The organism is Micromonospora humida (genome assembly GCF_016901255.1).
Lineage (GTDB): Bacteria > Actinomycetota > Actinomycetes > Mycobacteriales > Micromonosporaceae > Micromonospora > Micromonospora wenchangensis.
In genome coordinates this window covers 247477-269329 of sequence record NZ_JAFEUC010000010.1, presented here as the reverse complement: position 1 = coordinate 269329, position 21853 = coordinate 247477, and the positions used below count along the sequence as shown (strand labels likewise).

Below are 21853 nucleotides of genomic sequence, written 5' to 3'. Positions count from 1 at the left end.
TGTGGGTGCCCGCCGTCGGGGGTCGCCGTTAACGCTATTGATCATAGTGAATTGTTGAGAGTATCTTCCGGTGGGAAGGAAGGTCTGGTCGCGACTTTCCGATATGTGTAGAGTGAGCGCAGCGCCGCCCTGATCGACATCCCGCCGCTCGGGGCGCGAGCATCTCGGACGGGCCGGGGAGGCTCCGCCGTCGGCGGGGCGGACCCCGATGACCACGCGCCGAAAGCAGGCTGCGGTCATTGCACCAGGACGAATGACCGTCCTCGATGGCGAACGGTACCGACGTCTACAAGGGAGGGTAACCCTTCCCGACCTTCGGTGAGTTGCGGTGAGGCGGAACGGAGGAGACAGATGTCCACGGAGGACGGCTCGTTACGGACCCGGCGCGGCTTCCTGGGAATGGGGGTGGGGCTGCTCGGTGCGGCCGGCCTCGCCGCCTGCGGGGGAAGTGGACCGTCGACGCCCAGGGTGCAGGCCGAGGTCCCGCAGGAACTCGTCGACGCCGCGGCGGCGTTGAAGGGCTCCTCGATGGGGATGCTGTCGCAGAAGCTGTACTCGGAGGCGGCGAACGCGGCCCTCGACAGCTCGATCAGGAAGTTCGCCGACACCACCGGCACGAAGATCGGAAACAGCCTGGTCCAAGCCGACGCCGGGGACGTCGTCGCCAAGATCGATGCCGAGGTAAAGGGCGGCGTCGCGCGTGACCTCGCGTTCATGACCGACTCGCGGTTCGTCGCCCAGTTCCAGGCGCTCGGCGACCTGGAGGACGTGACGGACGTCGTCCAGGCGTTGACGGCGAAGTACGGCGAACCCACCGCCGAGTCCAAGAACTTCTGCGTCTTCGACGGCAGGTGGTTCGCCATCCCGTACCACTTCATCGGGATCGGGTCGTTCCTGCGCAAGGACTGGATGCAGGACAAGGGCATCAGCCCGAAGGACAGCTACACGTGGGAGGAACTGCGGGACCTCTGCCTGGCGATCTCCGACCCCGGCAAACGGCGGTTCGGCTGGGGCATGACCGTCAACCGCTCCGGTGACGCCAACGGCATGATCGAGGCTCTGATCAACTCCTACGGCGGGGCGATCGCCTCCAACGACGGCCGGAAGGTCACCTTCGACTCTCCCGAGACCGTCCAGGCGGTGACCTTCCTCGGCGACATCTACACCAACCCGACGTACAAGCCGATGCTGCCGCCGGGGGTCGCGGCCTGGACCGACTCCAGCAACAACGAGAACTGGCTCGCCGGGATCCTCGGCTACACCCGCAACCAGTTCAGCGTCTACGCGGACTCCAAGACCAAGAAGAACCCGGTCTACGAACGCACCCACGTCTTCCCCGACTGCACCGGCCCGGCCACCGACACCTCCCTGCTGCTGGGCCAGTCCCAGTGCTTCGTCATCTTCAAGGGCGCCAAGAACGCCGAACTCGCCAAGCTCCTGACGCAGTACCTGGTCAGCGCCCCCGCGCTCGTCGGCGTGGCGAAGGAGGCTCCGGGGCTGGCCCTGCCGGCCTGGGACCGGGTCTGGGACGCCGATCCGTTCTTCACCAGCGGCGACCCGGCGTTCCCCATCATGCGCAGGATCACCCAACAGAAACTGCCGCTGTCGACGAAGAACGGCCTGGACTTCCCGCAGAAGGCCAGCGCCGGGCAGCAGGCCGCCGTCGGCGCCTACGTGCTGACCGACATGATGCAGCAGGTCATCCAGGGCACGTCGCCCGCGCGGGCCGTGCAGGCCGCCCACGCCAAGATGGTGCAGATCTTCACCCAGCAGGGTCTGCCGCAGTGACGTCGGTCCGCCCGGCGCCGGCCCCGGCGTCAGGAGGATCCCCACGGTCGAGGCCCGGCGCGCGTCCCGCGACCCGACGACGGCTGGGACGCGACTGGCGGCTGGCGGCGCTGTTCCTGGCTCCCACCGCCGTGCTCGTCGGCGCCCTCGTGCTCGTCCCGATCGGCTGGGCGGTCGTCACCAGCACCACCGAACGGCACGGCCAGCACAGCGTGTTCGTCGGACTGGCCAACTACCTCGCCCTGACCGACGACGAGCAGTTCCACACCGGCGTGGTGAACTCGTTCGTCTTCACCGCGTACGCCGAGGTGTTCAAGGCGGTGCTGGGCCTGTCCGCGGCCCTGCTGCTGCACCACCGACGCCGGGGACGGGCCGTGCTGGCCGGCCTGCTCCTGCTGCCGTGGGTGGTGCCGACGGTCGTCACCGCGTTCAGTTGGCGCTCGCTGCTCGACCCGATCTTCGGCAGCGTCAACCTGCTGCTCACCGAGTCGGGGATCGGGCCGCTGCTGGTCGACGCGCACCTGGTCGACAGTTGGCCGGCGGGCTGGCTGTCCGAGGCGTCCCTGGCCATGCCGTCGGTGATCATGGTGAACGTGTGGAAGGGGGTGCCGTTCTTCACCGTCGCCTTCCTCGCCGGGCTGAAGGCCATCCCCACCGATCTGTACGAGGCGGCGACCGTCGACGGGGCGTCGGCGTGGCGGCGGTTCGTCCACGTGACGCTGCCCGGACTGCGCCACGTCATCACCGTCACGGTCACCCTGTCGTCGATCTGGACGTTCAACAACTTCGACCTCATCTGGTTGCTGACCCAGGGCGGCCCCGGCGACGCGACCGCACCGTACGTGCTGGTCGCGTACTCCAAGGCGATCCTCCAACTCCAGTACGGTGCCGGAGCGGCCGTCACGCTCGTCATGCTGCCGGTCATCGGCGTGCTGGTGTACGTGCTGGTCCGGCTGCTGCGGCGGGACGCCGACACCGCGCCGACCCGACCCGCCGGGCCGGTGCGCCGGTCCCTGCCGTGGGCCGCCGCCGTGGTGGTCACCGGCGCGCTGGCCTGGGCGTCACCGCAGATATTCTGGAAGGCGGCGCTGGTCCTCGGGGTGATCCTGCTGGTCGCGGCGGCGGTCGGCCGGGTCCTGTCGGCGTTGCAGTCGTGGGGACGGCGCAGGACGTCCGCCCTGGTGTCGGGCCTGGCCTCCGGCGTCGCCCTGGCCGCGCTGCTCGTCTTCGTCCTGGCCCCGCTGTACTGGATCGTCGTCACTGCCTTCAAGTCCGACGGCCAGATCGTCCTGCACGAGCGCGACCTGTGGCCCACACCATGGACGCTGCAACAGTTCACCGACCTGTTCACCACCAAACCGTTCGGCCGCTGGTACCTCAACACGGTGCTGGTGTCCGCGGCGTCCACCGTGGTGGCGCTGGTCTGCGCCGCGCTGGCCGGCTACGCGCTGGCCCGGCTGCGGTTCCGCGGTGCACAGGGCTTCACCGTCACGGTCCTGGTCACCTACGTGATGCCCGGCGCGCTGCTGTTCATCCCGCTGTACCAACTGCTCATCGGGGTCCGGCTCACCGACTCGTTGTGGTCGCTGGTCGTGACGTACCCGACCTTCACGCTGCCGTTCGCCACCTGGCTGCTGGCGGGATACTTCGCGTCGATCCCCATCGAGTTGGAGGAGGCCGCGCTGGTCGACGGCTGCACCCGGCTCCAGGCGTTCGGTCGGGTGGTGCTGCCCCTGGCCAAGCCGGGACTGCTGGCGGTCGCCCTGTTCACCCTGACCAACGCCTGGAACGAGTTCCTCTTCGCCTTCGTGTTCATCACCAAGGACGAGTACAAGACCCTCCCGGTGGGCATGCAGTCGATGATCACCGGGGACGTCGTACCGCAGGGACAACTCGCCGCCGCGTCACTGCTGGTCAGCATCCCCGTGGTGATCATGTACGCCTTCGGGCAGCGATTCCTCACCGAGGGGCTCACCGCCGGAGCGGTCAAGGGCTGACCACCACCACCGACCACCGGGTGAGCCGGCACGGCGTCCAGCGGGTCTGTCGGCATGTTGACACCATCGCCATCCCGGCGGCGGGCACCCGTCGTGACCTCGGTCGACGCCCTGCGGCCCCGCCGTCGCGACCGCGCGGCCCCTGGCGTGGGCGTGGGACAGTTCTGGTCGTTCGGCCGGGCCACCCGGCGACGACCGCTGACCGCACCGTTCATCAGAATCTGGGGAATCAGAGCATGAGTGCCGACTCGGACTGGGGCGACTTCCTGACCACCGACACGCCGATCGGGGACACCACCCTGACCGAGGCGGTTCCGACGCTGCCGGAACCGTCCGCGTCCATCGTGGACAGCGAGATCAGCGGCGCGGTCAGTGACCAGGACTGGTCGAACTGGCACGCGGACAGCGGTGACGACTGGGCCGACTCCGCGCAGGACTGGGCCGACTACGCCGTGGAGAACGCGGCGGCCGGCAACGTCGAGGTCGCCGAGAGCGCCATGGCGCGGGCGGCCGACCACGCGAGCATCGCGGAGAACAACTACACGGTCTCCGACGAGTACTCCGACGCCGTCGCCGACCACGTGGAGACCGCCGCCGCCGAGGTCGACTGGGCCGCCAGCGGCACCGACACCAGCACCTCGTACGACACGACGTCCTACGACACCAGCACGTCCTACGACACCAGCACCTCGTACGACGCCGGGGGGTACGACGCGGCGTCCAGCTTCGACACCAGCATCTCCTACGACGCAGCGGAATGAGCTGGGCTGACCCCGGCGGACCCGGTGCCGTGCCGCCGGCCGTCGCGGCCGGGCTGGAGCCCGGCCGGCTGGCGGCCGGCGTCCACCGTCGGCTCGGCGCACCGCCGAGCGTGGCCCGCCAGCACCTGCTGCGCAGCATCCGTGATCTCGCCTTCGACCTGAAGGTCGAGCAGCTCAGCCTCCTGGAGGCGGTACGCGGCTCCCGTCTCGGCGGGGTCACCCTCTCGCCGACGCAGGTGCCTGTGCTGCTGCGGGTCACCCTGGAGGCCGATGGCCCCGGGGTGCGGGTCGGCGTGCTGCTGGTCGACCGCTGGCCGGGCAGGCTGGGGCGGAACTGGGGTGTGACCTCGGTGTACGTCGGCCTCTTCGAGTCGGTGCTGAGCACCTTCGACGCCGTGCTCGGCCGGCTCGACCCGTCCGCCGCAGCCGCGTTCGGCCCGTGGTGGCGGCAGACGGGCCCGGGTGACGTGGCGATGATGCAGCACGCCGCCGGCCTGGCCAACCGGGCGCAGGCCGCGCTCTCCCGGCACGCGGGTCGGCTGCTCGACGGCGACGGGCCGGCGCAGCGGCAGGCGGTGGTCGCCCGTACCGGCGGTGCGACCTTCACCTTCGAGACGGCCGACACCGTCGCCGAGGTCCCCGCCGAGCTGGCCGACGGCATGTTGATGGTCGGCACGCTGATCGTCAGCCGGCCGGGTGGCATGCCGCCGAAGCTGGTCGGGCAGGTGCAGTCGCTGGTGTTCCGGGTCGAGGAACGCCTCGCGGCGGGCGGGACGGACCGGATCACCGTCGAGCCGGCGGACGTGCCGGCGGTGACCTTCCTGCACCAGCAGGCGCGGCTGCGCGGCCTGCTGCCGGTACGGACCCTGCGTACCTGCACCACCTGCCGGCTGGAGAAGGTCGCCAACCCGGAGATGGAACGCATGCAGGAGCGCACCCGGCGGACCCGGGACCTGGCCAGCAGCATCAGCGGCCTCGTCACGCCCTACGTGCTCGCCGGTCGGCTGGTGCAGCTCAACAACAAGGGCCCCGCGTTCGCCTGCCCCCGCTGCCAGGGTATGGACGCCGACGAGACGGTGGTGACCTACTGCCAGAAGTGCGGGGACCGCCGTGCCGAGACGGCGCTGCGTACCTGCCCGAAGTGCCAGTTCGACTTCCGTAGCCTGATCGGCGCGGAACCGGTCTGGCGGCCCCGGACCGCCGTGGCGGCGCTCCCGGGACCGCAGCCCGACGGCCCCCTGCCACCGGCACCACGGCCCGCGACCCCGTCGGCCTCCGCGCCCGGTGTTCCGGGCGGGTCCGGTGCGGCCCGGCCCGTGGTCGGCGTGGCGGCTGCGCCCCCGCCGGGCGGCGGCCAGCCGGTGGCCGGCACCCCTGTTGCACCCACCGCCGGGGCACACCCTCCGGGTCCGTCCGCCGCGCCACCGGCCCCGGTACGCCCGCCTACCGGGCAACCCCCACCCGGCTACCGACCCGACCCGGAGGCTGAGCAGTGGCCCCGACCACCGGGCTTCCCGCCCTGAGCCGGGCGCGATCCTGGCGTCCACCGTGTGCCCCGGGCCCAGGGGCACACGGTGCGGCGGTGGCCGGGGGCGCCGGAGCGCGGGTGGGGTGGGTCGACCTGTTGCGGTCAGGGTCGCGGCAGGTCGGCTGTCACTGCCGGTGCCGCCGGTCGGGATTTTCGGCGGGACTGGCGGCGAGGCCGTCCGCGATCCCGTCCGGAAGGGGATAGACGTGTTCGACGGGCAGGCGTGCCGCCGCCGCCCGCTCGTCACCCCGGCGCAGCAGGTCCCGGATCTGCTCGACGGTGGCGGTGACGTCCTCGACCGCGACGATCCAGTCGTCGACGTACCGGTCGACCGCCTCGCCGGACAGTCCGACCTGCAACGAGCGGTACGGCAGCGCGGCCAGCCGCAGCGAGCGCTCCGGGTCCCACTGCACCCGGACCGGACTGGTCCGCAACTGCCGTGACCAGTTCTCCCGGTCGCCGTGCAGGTCACGGTCGTAGTGACTCAGGCAGGCCCGGGCCAGCGCCCACTCGAACCCCGCCCGCGTGATCTCGATGGACAGCACGCGCTCCTGCCCAGGCTTCGTCGCCCAGCCGCAGCGGTACATCATCCACAGGAACGACGGCTTGATCCACGTCATCCGCTCCCGCTTGAAGGGGGCCACGAAACGGCCGGCGGCCACCGCCGGCACCGCGATGTCCGGCGGGTACGCCTGGTACACGGTGACGGTCGTGGCCGAGTGGCGGGCACGGATCTGACGTACGGGAACGGACACCCGCCGATCCTCGACGATCAGGACCCGACCGGTCCACCCGGATTCCGCGCCCGTCGACCCCATCTGGACGAGGGCCCGTGTTGCCCGTGCGGTGTTCACTGCAAGGTGTCTGTCGACGTAGGAGGGTGGCATGCGGCGATGGTGGCGAGCCAGGCGGGCGGGTATGCGGCGATGGTGGCGGGCGCTGAAGCCCGCTGAGCAGGTGGGGTGGCTCGGCCTGGTCGTCACACTGGTCACGGGTGTCATCGCGGCGGTGCCGGCGTACCTCACCGTCACCAAGGAGACTCCGGCGGTGGCCGATTCTGCGGCCAGCTCCACCCCACCGCCGGATCCGACGACACGTCCACCCGGTACGCCGGAGCCGACCGAGCCACCGACCCCACCGGCCACCCCCACCGCATCGACGACACCGAGCAGCCCACCTCCCACCCGGACACCGCCGCCCACGGTCGCTCCTACCGTGACCAGGACGCCGCTGGTGCGGTTCGCGATCAGCGTCGCGACGGTGGTGCCGAACTGCCTGGACATCTCCGGCACGGGGGACGAGCCGCCGGCCGGCCGAACCGCCGTGCTGTTCGTCCGCCCGGCCGGTGCGAGCTACTTCTACGAGAAACCGCTGCACTTCCCCACCCCGCACAGCTGCCAGGCCAGGCGGGTCGTCGTCGGCGACCAGACGTCGCCGGGGCGGCGCTTCGAACTGCACGTCTTCCTCGTCAGCAATGCGTACGCCAGGGAACTCGCGAAGCACGACGGAGCGCCCTACTCGGTCCCCGATGTACCGGGCGAGCCGCTCACGTCGGCGGTGGTGACGCGCACCGACGAGATCGGCAACTGCTGACCCGGCCCGGGAGCGGACAGCGGCGACGCGGCCCCGCTGGCCCGGGTGACGTCACCGTCCCCGACGGCCGTCGTCCGGTCGGCGGCTGCGCGTCAGCAGGTAGCCGGCATAGGCGGCCAGCGCCACGGCCGCCACCGTCGCCGACGGACCTACCAGGGCGTGGGCGCTCGCGCGGGAACCCATCGCGACCCCCGAGGACCGGTCGGCCAGCAACGACCAGCGGGACCGCCACGCCAGGGCCGACCCGACCGACAGTGCCGACCCGATGGACAGCACCGAGCCGGCGGAGCCGACGCTGCCGACGGAGGCGATCGAGCCGACGCTGCCGATGGACAGCACCGAGCCCCGCGACCCGATCGACAACACCGAGTCGGTGGACCACAACGACAGCCGCGACGATCCGGTGGAGGACATGGGCGCATTGTGCCGCACTCCGGTCGCTTCGGGGTGCCGATCGGACCTGCGTCGGCCGGCACCCGGGCAGACCGCGCGCTGCTAGCCGTCAGGTCGCGGCACCCACCCGTCGCCCAGCACGTCATGGAGGATCAACAGGACGCCACCGAGCAGAACCGACGCGAGTATGCCGAAGCCGAAGCCGAGAACGCCCCGGTCCCGCGGGTACGTCGGGTTCCGCGCGGCCACCGCCGCCGCGGACCGTGACCACGGCCGCTCCCGGGCCGTCCAGAGCAGCAGCCCGAGACCGTACGGGCTGAGGAAGATCAACCAGAACCAGTACCACCGGGTGCCCCGGACCGGTGCCGGTCCGGTGACCACGACGACGAGGGCGACGACGGCGAGGAGGACACCGGTTCCGCCGAGGACGGACACCGATGCGTCGAGGTCACCGGCGCGGTGTTCGAGCCCGGCGGCCCGCAGCTCCTGCGCGATACCGACGGCGCCGGGTCCGGAGTAGCTCTCCTGCTCGACGGCACCGGTGGTGGTCACCTCTGCGAACCGGTCGGTGTCCGTCCAGTGCACCCGGCCGTCGGGTGTTCGCCACGCGAACAGCGGCCCGTGGCTGCCGGAGGCCGACAGGGTGGCAGAACCGAACCAGGGCGGTGAACGATCCACCTCCCACCGGCCACCCCACTGGTAGGCGACCACGCGGCCCGCGGCGACGTCCGCCCCGGCCCGGTCGTAGTCCCCTTGGCGCGGGGCGGTCCACCAGGTCGTCGCGGCCCCGAGCAGCCACAGCAGGACCAGGGTGATCCGCACCGCACCCCACCACCGGGCGGATGCCACGCCGGGCAGACCCTGACTCATGAGTGCAGTGTCCCAGCAGCGCACCATTCGCCGGTGTCGGGCGCGTTGCGGCCAGCCGGGTGACGACGAGGGTGGCGGTCAGGTCCTCGTACGGCTCGCACCCGACACGTCGTCCGGCTCGCGCGAGCGCGATCGCCACCGGTGGTGCCCGGCCGGCTGGGCCGGGCACCACCGGTGCCGACTATCCGACCGGGCGGACGTCGGCGCTGGCCGGGGACGGCCCGGCCGCCGGCGCAGCCCCACTCCGGCTCCGGGGGTGGCCGGGGCCCGCTGCCGTCGGGGTCACGGGGTGAACTCGCCGACGACGGTGTAGAGACCGGGGCTGGCCTGGGCCAGCGCGGCCGTCCGCCGGGCGTACTCGGCCGCCTCGGGGTCGGCCTGGGTGGCCCGGACGTCGTCGGCGCTGCGCCACCGGGCGACGTTGACGACGCGGGTCCGGTCGAGGCTGGCGAGCAGGGTGACCGAGACGAGACCGGGCCGCCGGGACACCACCTTCTCGGTGCCCTCGACCAGCAGGTCGATCACCTCCTGCTGCCGGGACGGGTCGACGTCGATGACGTTGACGAACGTGACGGGGTCGGACATCGCCTTCTCCTTCGCACGCGCTCCCCACGGGTGGTGCCGCCACGGCGGGCCGCACCCGACGCCGCGTGGAGCTGCCGGGTGAGCGGACGGGACCGGCCGCTCTGTGAGGTAGACGACGCCGGTCGGCGAACTGTCAGGCGGTGCCCGCCGCGCCGGACGTGATCCGATAGCCGTGGGCGGCGCGCGACGGTCGTCGCGCCGGCCGGGGGAGGGAGCAGAGGTGCCGCCTGACGCCGTGCCGGGCCACCCGGGGCCGTCAGACCCGGTGACCCGCGATCGTGGGGTCCTGCTGGGGCTCAGCTACCGCCTGCTCGGTTCGCTCGCCGACGCCGAGGACGCCGTGCAGGAGACCTACCTGCGCTGGCACCGGCTCAGCGACGGGGAACGCGACGCCGTCGTCAACCCCCGCGCCTGGCTGATCAGGACCGCCAGCCGCATCGGGCTCGACATGCTCACGACGGCACGGGCCCGCCGGGAGCGGTACGTCGGCGAGTGGCTTCCCGAACCCCTCCCGGCGACCGGCTGGAGCAGCCTGCAAGCCGCGACGGTGGTCGACCCCGCCGACCGGGTGAGCCTGGAGGACTCCGTGTCGATGGCCCTGCTGGTGGTGCTGGAGGCGATGACCCCGGCCGAGCGGGTCGCGTTCGTGCTGCACGACGTGTTCCGGTTCACCTACCCCGAGATCGCCGGGATCGTCGGCCGTACCCCTGCCGCGTGCCGGCAACTCGCCTCGTCTGCCCGGCGTCGGGTCCGTGAGCAACGCCGCGCACCGGTGCGTCCGGCCGAGCACGCCGCGGCCGTACGGGCGTTCCGGGCCGCCTGGCAGACCGGCGACCTCGCCGCTCTGGTCGACGTGCTCGATCCGGACGCCACCGCGATCACCGACGGCGGCGGCCTCGTCTCGGCTTCCGTCGTACCGCTGCACGGGGCGCAGGCGGTCGCCGGTTTCCTGCTGGGCGTGCGGGACCGGCAACCCGACCTGGTCGTCGACGAGACGCCCGTCAACGGGGAGCCGGGTCTGGTCGCCACCGACCGGCTCGGCCGTACCCTCGCCGTGCTCGCGCTCGCCGCGACCGGCACCGGCCGGGTCGGGCACCTGTGGGTGGTCCGCAACCCCGGCAAGCTCGCCCGGTGGCGGCACGTTCCCGCCGGACGCGCCCGCTGATCGACGCTCCGGGCGGGCGCGGGGGATGGTTGCGTCGACGTCATGGTGTCTCGACCGTCACCCGCGCCGACCGGGGCGTGACCGGAGGGCGGCCGGCCGTACGGGCCCGCCGTCAGGCCGGCTCGGGCACGCCTCCCGGATCGCCGTCGTCGGGCATCGGCTCGACAGGTGCCTCCGGCAGCTCGCCGGGCGTGTCGGGAAGAAGCTCACCGACGTCGTCCGGCACCGGCTCACGGGGGTCGAGGGGCGGGTACACGTCCGGGTCGAGGTCAGGATTTGTCATCGGACAATTATCCGGCACAACGCCCGGGTGCGCCTGTCGGCGGCGGTCGTGCCGGCGTCGCCGCGGTCCGCCAGGCAGGCCGGGCACCTCGACGGTCGGGCGGCGGGTCGACGCGGGCGGGGGGCCCGGGTGGCCCGGGGGAGTCCCGGGCCACCGGGTCGGATCAGCTGGCGCCGGTGAGGGCGACCAGGGCGTTGGCGGTCTGGAAGTACGGGTTGCGGCCGAGGTCGCCCACGGTGGTGATGCCGAAGGCCTCCTTGAGCAGCTTGGCGTCGCCGTCGCTGACCCCGGCGAGGGCGGACACCGGGGCGTCGACGATCTCGGTGAGGGCCTTGTCCTGGTATGCCTTGTCAACCAGCTTGGTGAGGTCGGCGCTTGCGGGCATGCACACTCCTTGACTCGTGATCGGAAATTCCGACCATACTCGGACGAACTGCATCAATTAGATCATGGTTGCGCTACCCGATCCACAGTGGAACCGGGCGATGGGTCAGGCGTCCTCGTCGCCGCCCTCGTCCGCGTCGTCGAAGATCTCGTCGGCGATCATGCCGCCGGCGAAGCCGAGAGCCGCGCCACCGACCACACCGGCGGCGACCGCACCCATGCCGGGCCCGTCGTGGTCGTGGTGCCCCTCCTTGTGGTGGCCGCCGGGATGCCCGTACCCCGCGTGCCCGTACGCGGGCTGTCCGTAAGCCGGTTGTCCGTAGGCGGGCGCACCGTAGCCCGGTGCTCCGTAGCCGGGCGGCGGGGGCGGCGGCGGGTAGCCGGGCGTCCCGTAGGCCGGGGCGGGCGGGGCGTAGCCGTAGCCGACGTGCGGAGCCTGCCGGCCGTCGACGGCCTGCCGGAGCCAGCCGTCGACCTGCGCGGTCCAGTCGCCGTGCGCGTCGCCGTGGGCGACGTGGTGCCGGCCGTACGAGTCGTGTCCGCCGGTGAACAGGCCACCGTGCTTGTCCAACTCCAGTACGACGTCCACGCCGTGCTCGTTGGCGACGAAGGTCAGCTCGACCTCGGTGACGGCATGGGCGTACTGCGGTGCCGCGTAGTACTCGATCTCCTGGTAGAATGGCAGCGTCTGGTGCAGCCCCGCGAGGTGGCCCCGTTCGAGGTCGGCCGCCTTCACCGTGAAGCCGAGTCGGCCGAACGCCTCTAGGACGCGCTCCTGGGCGGGCAGCGGATGCACATACACCGGGTCGAGGTCGCCCTTGTCGACCGCACCCCGGACGGCCACCTCGGTACGCAGACCCATCGTCATGCCGGGCAGGTGCTGACCGTTCAGCTCGGTCACCGGCGTCTCCCACGGCACCGCCACCTGGAACGGCAGGCTGAGCTGCTGCCCCTCGCGCAGGAACAGGCCACCGGCGACCGGCACCCGGTGGAACTCCACGAGCGCGTCGTACTCCTCCTCCGCGCCCTCCATCTCGACCCGGGTGACCAGACCGACGGTGATCTGGTCGATCTCCACGTCGTGGCTGCCACCGGTCAGGTTCACCTGGCCGGCGAGCGTCAGCCCCGGTCGGGTGCTCGGATTGGACAGGACCGTATCGACGCTGGGGCCGCCCACCCCGAACGCACCCAGCATCTTCTTGAACACCACGAACCTCTCCCTCGACGACCGTCGGGCAAACGGTGACCGCAGACCCGACGTCATGTGCACGAAACCGTTGTCCGACAACGGCTTCAGCGGCAGCCACTGTGGAAGCCGCCGGGCCGGCAAGTTACCAACGCAACCTGGACGGTGGCTGAGTGCGACGGGCCCGTGGCCGCCACGGTCCGTCGCCTCCGCGTGGGGCCGTCGTCCGCTCCCGACCCGATTCGGGCGCGCGACGGCCGATGTCTGTACCGTGTGGACACACGGTCGGCGGCTGGGCGCCGTGGCCCCGCACCGTGATCGCGGTGCGGTACGGGAGTGGAAGATATCCGACTATAGTGGCGGCGGTCACGTCACGGTGGTGGTGGGAAGGGTGGCGATGGAACGGCCGGAGTGGGCGCCAGCGGATGTCGATCTCAGCCGGCCGAGCGTGGCGCGAGCCTACGACTACTGGCTCGGCGGCTCGCACAACTTCGAGGTCGACCGGGAGTTCGCCCGCCAGGCCCTGGCCGCGGTGCCCGATCTCCGCCTGGTCGCGCGGGCGAACCGGGAGTTCCTGCACCGCGCGGTGCGGTTCATGCTCGACCAGGGCGTCCGGCAGTTCCTCGACATCGGGTCCGGCATCCCCACCGTCGGCAACGTGCACGAGATCGCCCAGCAGGTCGACCCGGACGCCCGGGTGGTCTACGTGGACATCGACCCGGTGGCGGTGACGCACAGTACACACATCCTCGCCGGCCAGCCCAACGCGGTCGCCCTGCTCGAGGACCTCCGCCACCCGGAGGCCATCCTCGAGCATCCGGAGACCCGCCGGCTGCTCGATCTCGACCGGCCCGTCGGCCTGCTGCTCGTCTCGGTGGTGCACGCGGTCCCCGACCACGACGACCCGTACGGTCTGATCAAGCGACTGTGGACGGCCCTGGCCCCCGGCAGTTGCGTGGCGATCAGCCACGTCACCACCGACAGCCGACCGGACGAGATGGGGGAGGGCACCCGGCTCAGCGGCCGGACCAACACGCCTGTCACCGCTCGCACCCGCGCCCAGGTGGAGGACTTCTTCGCCGGCCTCGACCTGGTGGAGCCCGGCGTGGTGTGGTCACCGCTGTGGCGTCCCGAGTCGCCGGCCGAGGTCGGCGAGCACCCGGAGCGGATGAGCTTCTACGTCGGAGTCGGACGCCGCAGGTGAGCGATCGGCCCGACGCCGACAGAATCGACGACCGGTACCGGCCCGGCGTCGAGGGGTTCGTCACGGCGTGGGCCACCGCCCTGCACCGCGCCCACTACGTGCCGATCACCGCCGGGCAGCGGCACCGGATCGTCAGCGCACTGGCCGCCCGGCTGGTCACCGCCGTCCTCGCCGACCCGGCCCGGCCCGGTGACGGCCAGCGGATCGGCGCCGATCTGGTGGCGGCCGGCTTCGGCTCGCCGGAGGCGCTCGGCGGGACGATCGCGGTCATCGGCGCACGGCTGCCCGTCGCGCTGGGCATCGCCGCCGACCCCACCCGCGCCACCCGCCTCAACGACCTGCTGGCGGAACTCGCGGCGGGCTTCGCGTCCGCCGCGCACGACCGCAGCCTGCGGGAACAGGACACCGTCCGGCTGGCCGCGCTGGCCGCCCGCACCCAGGCCGAGGAGGCGTTGCGGGTCAGCGAGGCCCGGTTCCGCCGCTTCGCCACCCACGACCAGCTGACCGGCCTGCCCAATCTGACCCGGTTCACCGAGGAACTGGGACGCCTCTGTTCCGCCGCCGTGCCGGTCGACCGGGTCGGGGTCTGCTGCCTCGACGTCGACGACTTCGCGGCGGTCAACGACGTCCTCGGGCACCAGGTGGGTGACCTCCTGCTCCGCGAGATCGCCCACCGCCTCGCCGCCCTCACCGACCCGCGGGTCGACCTGGTGGCCCGGCTGGACAGCGACCGGTTCGCGATCCTGGTCCGCGACACCACCTGCGCCGAGGACGCCATCAAGATCGCCGACCGGGCCCTGGCCACGCTCGCCGCCCCGTTCCACGTCAACGACACCGAAGTACCCCTGACGGCGAGCGCGGGTGTCGCCGAGGGCAGCGTCGCCGACGACGGCGCCACTCTGCTGCGGGACAGTGAGATCGCGCTGCACTGGGCCAAGGCCGACGGGAAGGCCACCCTGCGCCGCTTCGACCAGGACCGCAGCGCCGCGGACGCGGCCCGCTACCGCCTGTCGGCGGCCATGCCCGCGGCGCTGCACCGTGGCGAGTTCACCGCCGCCTACCAACCCATCGCCGCGCTGCGCTCCGGGCGGCTGGCCGGGGTGGAGGCCCTGGCCCGTTGGCGGCATCCCCGGCTCGGCCTGCTGACCGCCGCCCGGTTCATCGACCTCGCCGAACACACCGGTCTCGTGGTGGCGCTCGGCCGCCACCTGCTGGAGCAGGCGTGCCGGCAGGCCGGCGAGTGGCAGCGGATCCAACCCGGGCTGTACGTCAGCGTGAACGTGTCGGTACGCCAACTCCGCCGCAACGGCCTGGCCGGGGAGGTGGCGCAGATCCTCGACCGGACCGGCCTGCCACCCCACCTGCTCCAGCTGGAGGTCACCGAACAGACCGTGATCGACCTGACCGGCGTGGTGACGGAATCCCTGGCGGCGCTGATGGCCCTCGGTGTCCGGGTCGTCATCGACGACTTCGGCATCGGCTACGCGAACCTGGCCAACCTCCGTTCCCTCCCGCTGCACGGACTCAAGCTCGACGCCAGCCTGACCCGCCCGTCGGCGCAGCCGGTCCGGCGGCCGGGGGCCCGCCGCCCCGCCACGGACGACGACTTCCTGCGTATCGTCGTGTCCCTCGGGCACCGGCTCGGCCTGGTGGTGACCGCCGAGGGCATCGAGACCGCCCAGCAGGCCCACCGGCTTACCGCGACCGGCTGTGACAACGGGCAGGGCTGGCACTTCGGCCGTCCGGTGCCGCCCGAGGAGATCACCGCCAGCATCCTCGCGCAGCGCGACCTCGAGACGGTGTCCCGGGACACCGCCCTGCCGGCGTTCCCGGCCCCGCAGCGCTGACCTGCGGCGGCGCGGCAGGCGGCCCGCCGACCCACCCGGGCGGGTGCGTCAGGATGGGTGTAGCCCGATCCGGCGACGATGTGACGCCGGTCACTCCGATTGGGGACCCGATCCGGTGCGGCCGTCGTCTTACCAGGTGTGAGGACAGACATGGAAGCAGACGACGAGGGTGAACTCGTACGCCGCGTCGCCCGTGGCGACCGCCAGGCGTTCGACGAGCTCTACCGTCGTACTGCCCCGTGGTTGGAGGTGCGCCTGCGGCGCCGCTGCGCCGACCCGGACGTGGTGGCCGAGGTGCTCCAGGACACCTACCTGGCGGTCTGGCGGGCGGCGGGCAGCTTCGCCGGCACCCGGGCGCGCACCGGCGGCGAGGCGCAGGGCAGCGCCGTGGGCTGGCTGTGGACCATCGCCGCGCACCGGCTGGTCGACGCGTTCCGCCGCCGCGCCCGCCGCAGTCAGGTGCCGCAGGTGGAGCTGACGCCGGCCACCGCCCCCGCCGCCGAGGACGAGGTGATGGCCGCCCGGATCGGCCAGGAACTGGAGCAGGCCCTGCTCACCCTGCCACCCGGGGTCCGGGCCGCCCTGCGGGCCACCGTCCTCGACGGGCTCTCGGCGCGCGAGGCGTCGGTGCTGCTCGGCGTACCGGAAAACACGGTGAAGTCCCGCGTCCGCCGGGCCCGGGTCGCGCTACGGGAGGCATTGTCATGACCACCCACCCCAACCTGACCCAGATCGACCGCTATGCCACAGGCGACCCCGGTCTCGACGAGGCCAGCGTCTGGGCGATCGAGGTCCACCTCGAAGACTGCGCCGACTGCCGTGCCCGCCTGGCCGGCAGCACCACGGCGGAGAGCCGGGCCGTGATCGACCTGGTCGCGACGGCGCTGGACCGGGAGATCGCGGCCACCCCGGCCCCGGCCCGTCGCAGCCGGTCCTGGTCGGTGGCCCGGCACCGCTGGTTCGTCGGCACCCTGCTGCCCTGGCTGGTCATGACGGTGACGGTGCTGGGCTGCGCCGCGCTGCTCGGCGCGCTGTGGGTCGGCCTGCCCTCCGTGGTGCTGCTGATCGCGCCTCTGGCGCCGCTGCCCGGCGTGGCGGTCGCCTGGCACCGTCGGGCTGACCCGGCCTGGGAGCTGATCGCCGCGACGCCCGCCGCCGGCCTGACGATGCTGCTGCGGCGCACGGCTGCGGTGCTGGCGTTCGTCATCCCCGCGCTCGCCGTGGTCGGCGCCGGGACCGGGGCGTCGATGGCGCTGCTGCTGCTGCCCTGCCTGGCGTTCACCGCCGCCACCCTGCTGCTGGGTACCCTCGTCGGCGTACGCCGCGCCGCGCTCGGCCTCATGACGGCCTGGACGCTCGCGGTGATCGCCCCCAGCCTGCTCGCCGCCCGGATGCCGGTGGTGCTGTCCGCGGACAGCGCCCGCACCTGGGCGCTCGTCACGGCCGTCCTGACCGTCGTCGCCCTGCTCCGGGTCGACGGTTTCCGGCGGCTGTCCCACCGCGACTGATCCCCACCCCTGACCTGACTGACCCCCACCCCTGACCTGACGCAGCGGTACGGCCACCGGGCCGGACCGCCACCCTGCCCTGGCAATTATCGAAGGAGACAGCGACGATGCGTGCGGTGAGCGCGGTCGAAACGACCACCACCACCCATCCCTGGGCGATCCACGCCGAGGGCCTCCAGGTCCGGGCCGGCCGGTACCTCGCCGTCAACGGCCTCGACCTGGCCCTGCCCACCGGCGTGCACGGACTGCTCGGCCCCAACGGCGCGGGCAAGACCACCCTGATGCGCGCCCTGGCGACCGTCGTGTCCCCGGCCGGCGGCCGGCTGACCCTGCTCGGACACCCCGTCGACGGCCGTTCCGAGCTGCGGGCGGTCCGTCGTGACCTGGGCTACCTGCCGCAGCACTTCGGCTACTACCCCCGGTTCACCGTGCGGGAGTTCGTCGGCTACATGGCCTGGCTCAAGGAGATGCCCAAGGCGGGCGTCGCCGAGGCGGTGCAGCGGGCCATCGACCGGGTCGGGCTCACCGCCAGGGCCGATGCCCGGATGAAGACGCTCTCCGGCGGCATGCTGCGCCGGGCGGGCATCGCCCAGGCCATCGTCAACGACCCACGGCTCCTGCTGCTCGACGAGCCGACCGTCGGCCTCGACCCGGAACAACGGCTCGACTTCCGGGAGCTGCTGCGCGACCTCGGCGGCGACACCTGCGTGCTGGTCTCCACCCACCTGGTCGAGGACGTGGTGGCGGCCTGCACCGACGTCGTCCTGGTCAACGAGGGCCGCCTGGTGTGGCGGGGCACGCCCGAGGTGCTGGCCGCGCAGGGCGACGCGGGTCACGCCGGTGACAGCCCGGCCGAGCGGGGCTACTCGGCGCTGCTGCGTCAGCACCGTGCGGAGGCCACCCGATGAGCGGGCGGACCATCGCCGCGCACACCGCCGCCGCCCGGCGGCCCGACGGGAAGCGGGGTGCCCGGGTGGGCGTCATGGGGATCGAACTGCGCCGCTCCGCCGCGCTCGGAGCCGCGGTGATCACGGTGGTGGTCGGGGTCGGGTCGCTGTACGTGGCGACCGGCCGCTGGTCGACCGGCTGGATGGCCCTGGCCCTGGCCATCCGGGAGTACCTGCTCCTGATGTGGCCGCTCGCCCTCGCGGCCGGGGCCTGGCAGGGCCGCCGGGAACACCGGGCGAAGGTCGGCGAGCTGTTCGCCACCACCGCCCGCCCCCGCACCGCCCGGATGCTGCCGGTGCTCGGCACGATGGCCCTCACCCTCGTGGTCGCCTACCTCGTGGTGACCGCGGCGGGCATCGCCTGGATCGTCAACACCGCCTCGTACGTGCCGCTGCCGAACTTCGTCGTCGTCACCGCAGTCGGCGCGCTGTCCCTGGTCGCCGCGGGGTGGCTCGGACTGGGCATCGGGCGGTTGCTGCCCGCCCTGGTGACCGCCCCGGCGCTGGCGGTGGGCGGTGTGCTGCTGGTCTTCTTCAGCACCGTCTCGACCCCGGAGCGGCTGGCCGCGGCGATCTCCCCGGCGCACGGCTCCGGCGGCTTCCACGAGTACCAGACCATCGACAACCGGGTCAGCGGCGCGCTGGCGATCTCGATGATCACGCTCGCTGTCACCGGCCTGCTGCTGTTCGTCGCCGACGGCTGGCGGCTGCGGGCGATGGCGGTGCTGCCGGTGCTGCTCGGGGTCGGGGTGGCGACGACGATCCTCCCCACCGACCGGGACGTGCTCACCTGGCCGGTCGACCCGGTCGCGCGGGAACTGGTCTGCACCGACGACACCCCGACGGTGTGCGTCAGCCGGGTCCACGCCAACGTGCTCGACACGATCACCCCGCGGGCCCGGGAGGGCCTCGCGGCGCTGGCGAAACTACCGGACTCGCCGACCGTCGTGCACGAGGACACCCGCACGATCGGGTACCGCCAGGAGCAGCCGGCAGCCCGGGACGGGGTCGTCACGATCGAGGTCCGGATCGACAAGCGGGGCCGGCTCGCCCACCCCGACCTCGTGGTCCTCGACGTCGTCAGGGGCCTGGGCGTCCCGTACGACTACGACTGCCAGAACCGCAACGAGACGGTCGAACGGGCGGCGGCGTACTGGCTCATGGGCCGTGAGCCGCGCTCGGACGTCGGGCTGGTTCCCGGCATGATCGAGGAGGACCCGGCGATCACCACCGGGGCGAAGACCCTGTGGCAGGGCCTGCGGGCGCTGCCCGAGGCGGAGGCGGTGGCCCGGGTCACGGCCGTCCGCGACGCCGTGCGGGCCTGCCGGGACTCCGAGGGCCTGCTGTCCCGGAGCGCCAGGTGACCGGGACGCTGCTCTACCTGCGCTCACGCCGGGTACCCGTGGCCCTGGCCGCGGCGGTCGGCGGCGCCGCGGTGGCCTGGGTGCTCTACCGGACCCTGGCCAAGGACCGCGACGCTACCCCGCTGCTGGTCGTGCTGACCGTCCTGATGATGGTCGCGGTGCTTGCCCCCACCCTCGTCGGCCCGGACGCGAACCTGGACCGGACGGCGTCACTGCGGTGGTCCTGGCGACGCGGCGCGCACCTGATCGCCGGCGGGGCGATCGTCCTCGCGGTACTGCTCGCCACGTTGCACACGGGAGCCCGGTTCGGGCCGGCCGCACTGGTGGTCCGCGACACCGCCGGGCTGCTCGGCCTGACCGCGCTGTGCACGAGCGTGGTCGGCGCCGCCCGGTCCTGGTTCCTGCCGGTGGGCTGGACCACCATCGCGGCCATGTACCCGCAGGAAGGCGCCTGGGGAGCGGTCGCCACCTGGCAGGGCCAGCCGACCGACAGTCGGGCCGCCACGGTGATCGCGGTGGCGTTCGCCCTCGCCGGGCTGGTCGTCTACGCGGTCGCCGGTCCCGCCCGCACCGACCCGGCGGAGTAGTGGCTCGGGCGTCCGGCGGCGGGCAGGAACCGCCGCCGGACGCGGCGGGGGATGACCGGGCGGGGCGCGGCGCCCGGTCAGCGCGGTGACGCGGCAGCGGTGCAGGCCGGCGGGAGGTGGAACCAGCGCAACGCCTCCACACCGGCCGGCAGGCCGGTGGGTCCCTCGTCGACCTGGTCCCGGCGGCCGGCCAGGATCTCCCGTGCCTCGTGCAGGTAGCCGGCCAGGGCATCCTCCCCGGCCCGACGCCGACGTGCCGCCGGCTGCTCCCCGCCGGTCACCAGCCGGGCCAGGTCGGCCAGGCCCACCGACCGGCCCGGCCCCCGGTGGTGCTGCCACAGGCCGGTACGGGCGTCGAAGCGGTAGTCGGCCAGCAGCCGGTGCCCCTGCCGGGCGACCAGGTCGACGGCGTCGATCAGGTAGTCGGCGACCTGGTCGGACAGGAAGTAGCCGAAGGTGATCCGGGTCCACCCCGGCTTGATCCCCTCGCACCCCCGGGCGATCTCCACCCGGAACGCCCGGGACCGTTCCTCGTCGATGCCGAGCAGGCGGTGCCCGTACGGGCCCGCGCAGGAGCACCCGCCGCGGGCCTGGATGCCGAACAGGTCGTTGAGCAGCGCCACGACGAAGTTGTGGTGCAGGTGGCGGGCACCGTGGCGGATCTGCACCGACACGATGGGCAGCCGCCGCGCCCGGGGGTTGCCCAGCACCACGATCCCCGGGTTCGTCGACCAGCGGCGTAGCGCCCGCGACCACAGCCGCTCCTCGCGGTCGGCGATGACGTCGGTGCCGACGGACTGCTTGAGGGCGAACACCAGGCCCGCCCGGATCGACTCGACGATCGCCGGGGTGCCACCCTCCTCACGGGCCACCGGATCGTCGAGATACCGGTGCCCCACCGGGTCGACGAACGCCACGGTGCCGCCACCGGGGACCACCGGAACCCGGTTGCGCATCAGATCCCGCCGCACCACCAGCACGCCGGGGGTCTGCGGGCCGCCGACGAACTTGTGCGGGGACAGGAACACCGCGTCCTTGCCGTCTGCGGCACCCGGCGTCGACTCGCCCATCCGGATCGGCACGTACGGGCCGGCGGCCGCGTAGTCCCAGCACGACAGCGCCCCGTGGGCGTGCAGCAACGCCGCGACCGCGTCGGTGTCGGACAGGATGCCGGTGACGTTCGAGGCGGCGGAGAAACTGCCGATCCGCAGCGGGCGGTCCGCGTACCGGACCAGCCGCTCGGCCAGCTCGGCCCGGTCGATGTGCCCGTCGGCGTCCGCGCCGATGACGACCACGTCGGCGTACGTCTCCCGCCACGGCAGCTCGTTGGAGTGGTGCTCGTAGGGGCCCACGAAGACCACCGGGCGCTGGTGCGGGGCGATGGCGTCCAGCAGGCCGTGGCGGCGCGTCGGCCCGTCGGGCAGCCGCAGTTCGAGCACGCCCACCAGCTTGTCGACCGCCGCCGTGGCCCCCGCACCGCAGAAGATCACCGCATGGTCGTCGGTGCCGCCGACGGCGTCGAGGATCGTCCGCCGGGCGTCCTCCCGCAACCGTCCCGTCGCCCGGCCGGTGGCGGAACTCTCGGTGTGGGTGTTGGCGTAGCGGGGGAGGACCCAGTCCCGGACGGTGTCCTCCACGAAGTCCAGCGCCCGACCGGAGGCGGTGTAGTCGGCGTAGGTGATCCGGCGTGGCCCGTACGGGCCGTCCAGCACCTCGCCCTCGCCGACGACCCCGTCGCGGATCCGCGCCAGCAGCCGCTCTGTGTCGACCGTACCCATGTCGCGCTGCCTCCCCACGGCGATGGCGACGGGGCGGGTCGACGGGATGTCGGCGAGCGTCGGTTCCCCGACCGCTGTCCACAGT

The 21853-nt window shown here is 72.8% G+C and carries 21 protein-coding genes; 13 read left to right on the top strand and 8 right to left on the bottom strand.

Annotated features, from left to right (window positions below):
- The first annotated feature begins 351 nt into the window (after positions 1–351).
- From JQX11_RS21240 to JQX11_RS21225, 4 genes are all read left to right on the top strand, one after another.
- Positions 352–1788, top strand: coding sequence for an extracellular solute-binding protein (locus JQX11_RS21240; RefSeq protein WP_232378261.1), 1437 nt, complete (start codon positions 352–354; stop codon positions 1786–1788).
- Positions 1785–3785 carry an ABC transporter permease gene (locus JQX11_RS21235; protein WP_204926711.1) on the top strand — a complete coding sequence of 667 codons (2001 nt, stop codon included), beginning with the start codon at positions 1785–1787 and terminating at the stop codon, positions 3783–3785. The genes JQX11_RS21240 and JQX11_RS21235 overlap by 4 nt, the downstream gene beginning before the upstream one ends.
- A 236-nt stretch (positions 3786–4021) precedes the next feature.
- Positions 4022–4546: a hypothetical protein gene (locus tag JQX11_RS21230; protein ID WP_204926710.1), complete on the top strand. Its 525-nt coding sequence runs from the start codon at positions 4022–4024 to the stop codon at positions 4544–4546.
- Positions 4543–6069: a hypothetical protein gene (locus tag JQX11_RS21225; protein ID WP_204926709.1), complete on the top strand. Its 1527-nt coding sequence runs from the start codon at positions 4543–4545 to the stop codon at positions 6067–6069. Before JQX11_RS21230 ends, JQX11_RS21225 begins: the two co-directional genes overlap by 4 nt.
- A 130-nt stretch (positions 6070–6199) precedes the next feature.
- Here JQX11_RS21225 and JQX11_RS21220 read toward each other — a convergent pair whose 3' ends face one another.
- On the bottom strand, positions 6200–6829 hold the full coding sequence (locus tag JQX11_RS21220) for a DUF4291 domain-containing protein (protein ID WP_204926708.1): 630 nt from the start codon (positions 6827–6829) through the stop codon (positions 6200–6202).
- A 163-nt stretch (positions 6830–6992) separates the two neighbouring features.
- Between JQX11_RS21220 and JQX11_RS21215 the strand changes: the two genes are divergently transcribed.
- Positions 6993–7667, top strand: coding sequence for a hypothetical protein (locus JQX11_RS21215; protein WP_204926707.1), 675 nt, complete (start codon positions 6993–6995; stop codon positions 7665–7667).
- 51 nt (positions 7668–7718) lie between these two features.
- Here the strand turns inward: JQX11_RS21215 and JQX11_RS21210 are convergent, their stop codons facing one another.
- The 3 genes from JQX11_RS21210 to JQX11_RS21200 all read right to left on the bottom strand — a co-directional run bounded on the left by JQX11_RS21210 (position 7719) and on the right by JQX11_RS21200 (position 9515).
- Entirely contained in the window at positions 7719–8081 is a 363-nt protein-coding gene (locus JQX11_RS21210) for a hypothetical protein (protein ID WP_204926706.1), read from the bottom strand.
- Between the two features lie 81 nt (positions 8082–8162).
- Positions 8163–8930, bottom strand: a complete 768-nt coding sequence (locus tag JQX11_RS21205; protein ID WP_204926705.1) for a hypothetical protein — start codon at positions 8928–8930, stop codon at positions 8163–8165.
- Between the two features lie 282 nt (positions 8931–9212).
- Positions 9213–9515, bottom strand: a complete 303-nt coding sequence (locus JQX11_RS21200; RefSeq protein WP_204926704.1) for an antibiotic biosynthesis monooxygenase — start codon at positions 9513–9515, stop codon at positions 9213–9215.
- Positions 9516–9780: 265 nt separating this feature from the next.
- Between JQX11_RS21200 and sigJ the strand changes: the two genes are divergently transcribed.
- A complete protein-coding gene (gene sigJ, locus JQX11_RS21195; RefSeq protein ID WP_307826284.1) occupies positions 9781–10680 on the top strand; it encodes an RNA polymerase sigma factor SigJ in 900 nt (299 codons plus the stop codon).
- A 112-nt stretch (positions 10681–10792) separates the two neighbouring features.
- Here the strand turns inward: sigJ and JQX11_RS21190 are convergent, their stop codons facing one another.
- From JQX11_RS21190 to JQX11_RS21180, 3 genes are all read right to left on the bottom strand, one after another.
- Positions 10793–10963 (bottom strand): hypothetical protein, encoded by a 171-nt coding sequence (locus tag JQX11_RS21190; RefSeq protein WP_168222526.1) that lies wholly within the window; start codon positions 10961–10963, stop codon positions 10793–10795.
- 163 nt (positions 10964–11126) lie between these two features.
- Positions 11127–11348, bottom strand: coding sequence for a hypothetical protein (locus tag JQX11_RS21185; RefSeq protein WP_204926702.1), 222 nt, complete (start codon positions 11346–11348; stop codon positions 11127–11129).
- A gap of 105 nt (positions 11349–11453) precedes the next feature.
- The gene (locus tag JQX11_RS21180) at positions 11454–12557 is read right to left on the bottom strand and encodes a sporulation protein (RefSeq protein ID WP_204926701.1); all 1104 of its coding nucleotides are present in this window, start codon (positions 12555–12557) and stop codon (positions 11454–11456) included.
- A 373-nt stretch (positions 12558–12930) separates the two neighbouring features.
- On the opposite strand from JQX11_RS21180, the gene JQX11_RS21175 reads away from it, so the two are divergent.
- The 7 genes from JQX11_RS21175 (at position 12931) to JQX11_RS21145 (ending at position 19990) form a co-directional block, all read left to right on the top strand.
- Complete coding sequence (locus JQX11_RS21175; RefSeq protein ID WP_145920586.1) at positions 12931–13737, top strand: SAM-dependent methyltransferase; 807 nt, start codon at positions 12931–12933, stop codon at positions 13735–13737.
- The gene (locus tag JQX11_RS21170; protein WP_307826283.1) at positions 13734–15584 is read left to right on the top strand and encodes a putative bifunctional diguanylate cyclase/phosphodiesterase; all 1851 of its coding nucleotides are present in this window, start codon (positions 13734–13736) and stop codon (positions 15582–15584) included. Before JQX11_RS21175 ends, JQX11_RS21170 begins: the two co-directional genes overlap by 4 nt.
- A gap of 150 nt (positions 15585–15734) precedes the next feature.
- Positions 15735–16292 carry an RNA polymerase sigma factor gene (locus JQX11_RS21165; protein ID WP_204926700.1) on the top strand — a complete coding sequence of 186 codons (558 nt, stop codon included), beginning with the start codon at positions 15735–15737 and terminating at the stop codon, positions 16290–16292.
- Positions 16289–17092, top strand: a complete 804-nt coding sequence (locus JQX11_RS21160; protein ID WP_204926699.1) for a cupin domain-containing protein — start codon at positions 16289–16291, stop codon at positions 17090–17092. The genes JQX11_RS21165 and JQX11_RS21160 overlap by 4 nt, the downstream gene beginning before the upstream one ends.
- A 107-nt stretch (positions 17093–17199) precedes the next feature.
- Positions 17200–18000, top strand: a complete 801-nt coding sequence (locus JQX11_RS21155; protein ID WP_204926698.1) for an ABC transporter ATP-binding protein — start codon at positions 17200–17202, stop codon at positions 17998–18000.
- Complete coding sequence (locus JQX11_RS21150; protein WP_232378259.1) at positions 17997–19403, top strand: MFS transporter; 1407 nt, start codon at positions 17997–17999, stop codon at positions 19401–19403. Before JQX11_RS21155 ends, JQX11_RS21150 begins: the two co-directional genes overlap by 4 nt.
- Positions 19400–19990, top strand: a complete 591-nt coding sequence (locus JQX11_RS21145; RefSeq protein ID WP_204926697.1) for a hypothetical protein — start codon at positions 19400–19402, stop codon at positions 19988–19990. The genes JQX11_RS21150 and JQX11_RS21145 overlap by 4 nt, the downstream gene beginning before the upstream one ends.
- 77 nt (positions 19991–20067) lie before the next feature.
- Here the strand turns inward: JQX11_RS21145 and JQX11_RS21140 are convergent, their stop codons facing one another.
- Positions 20068–21768: an aminotransferase class V-fold PLP-dependent enzyme gene (locus JQX11_RS21140; protein WP_204926696.1), complete on the bottom strand. Its 1701-nt coding sequence runs from the start codon at positions 21766–21768 to the stop codon at positions 20068–20070.
- Between the last annotated feature and the right edge of the window lie 85 nt (positions 21769–21853).

Excerpts from the sequence above, each read along its gene's own strand:
- JQX11_RS21240 (WP_232378261.1), top strand. The coding sequence starts at position 352 with ATGTCCACGGAGGACGGCTCGTTACGGACCCGGCGCGGCTTCCTGGGA.
- JQX11_RS21205 (WP_204926705.1), bottom strand. The coding sequence starts at position 8,930 with ATGAGTCAGGGTCTGCCCGGCGTGGCATCCGCCCGGTGGTGGGGTGCG.
- JQX11_RS21175 (WP_145920586.1), top strand. The coding sequence starts at position 12,931 with ATGGAACGGCCGGAGTGGGCGCCAGCGGATGTCGATCTCAGCCGGCCG.
- JQX11_RS21210 (WP_204926706.1), bottom strand. The coding sequence starts at position 8,081 with ATGTCCTCCACCGGATCGTCGCGGCTGTCGTTGTGGTCCACCGACTCG.
- JQX11_RS21230 (WP_204926710.1), top strand. The coding sequence starts at position 4,022 with ATGAGTGCCGACTCGGACTGGGGCGACTTCCTGACCACCGACACGCCG.
- JQX11_RS21140 (WP_204926696.1), bottom strand. The coding sequence starts at position 21,768 with ATGGGTACGGTCGACACAGAGCGGCTGCTGGCGCGGATCCGCGACGGG.
- JQX11_RS21215 (WP_204926707.1), top strand. The coding sequence starts at position 6,993 with ATGCGGCGATGGTGGCGGGCGCTGAAGCCCGCTGAGCAGGTGGGGTGG.
- JQX11_RS21165 (WP_204926700.1), top strand. The coding sequence starts at position 15,735 with ATGGAAGCAGACGACGAGGGTGAACTCGTACGCCGCGTCGCCCGTGGC.
- JQX11_RS21150 (WP_232378259.1), top strand. The coding sequence starts at position 17,997 with ATGAGCGGGCGGACCATCGCCGCGCACACCGCCGCCGCCCGGCGGCCC.
- JQX11_RS21185 (WP_204926702.1), bottom strand. The coding sequence starts at position 11,348 with ATGCCCGCAAGCGCCGACCTCACCAAGCTGGTTGACAAGGCATACCAG.
- JQX11_RS21160 (WP_204926699.1), top strand. The coding sequence starts at position 16,289 with ATGACCACCCACCCCAACCTGACCCAGATCGACCGCTATGCCACAGGC.
- JQX11_RS21155 (WP_204926698.1), top strand. The coding sequence starts at position 17,200 with ATGCGTGCGGTGAGCGCGGTCGAAACGACCACCACCACCCATCCCTGG.
- JQX11_RS21200 (WP_204926704.1), bottom strand. The coding sequence starts at position 9,515 with ATGTCCGACCCCGTCACGTTCGTCAACGTCATCGACGTCGACCCGTCC.
- JQX11_RS21190 (WP_168222526.1), bottom strand. The coding sequence starts at position 10,963 with ATGACAAATCCTGACCTCGACCCGGACGTGTACCCGCCCCTCGACCCC.
- JQX11_RS21225 (WP_204926709.1), top strand. The coding sequence starts at position 4,543 with ATGAGCTGGGCTGACCCCGGCGGACCCGGTGCCGTGCCGCCGGCCGTC.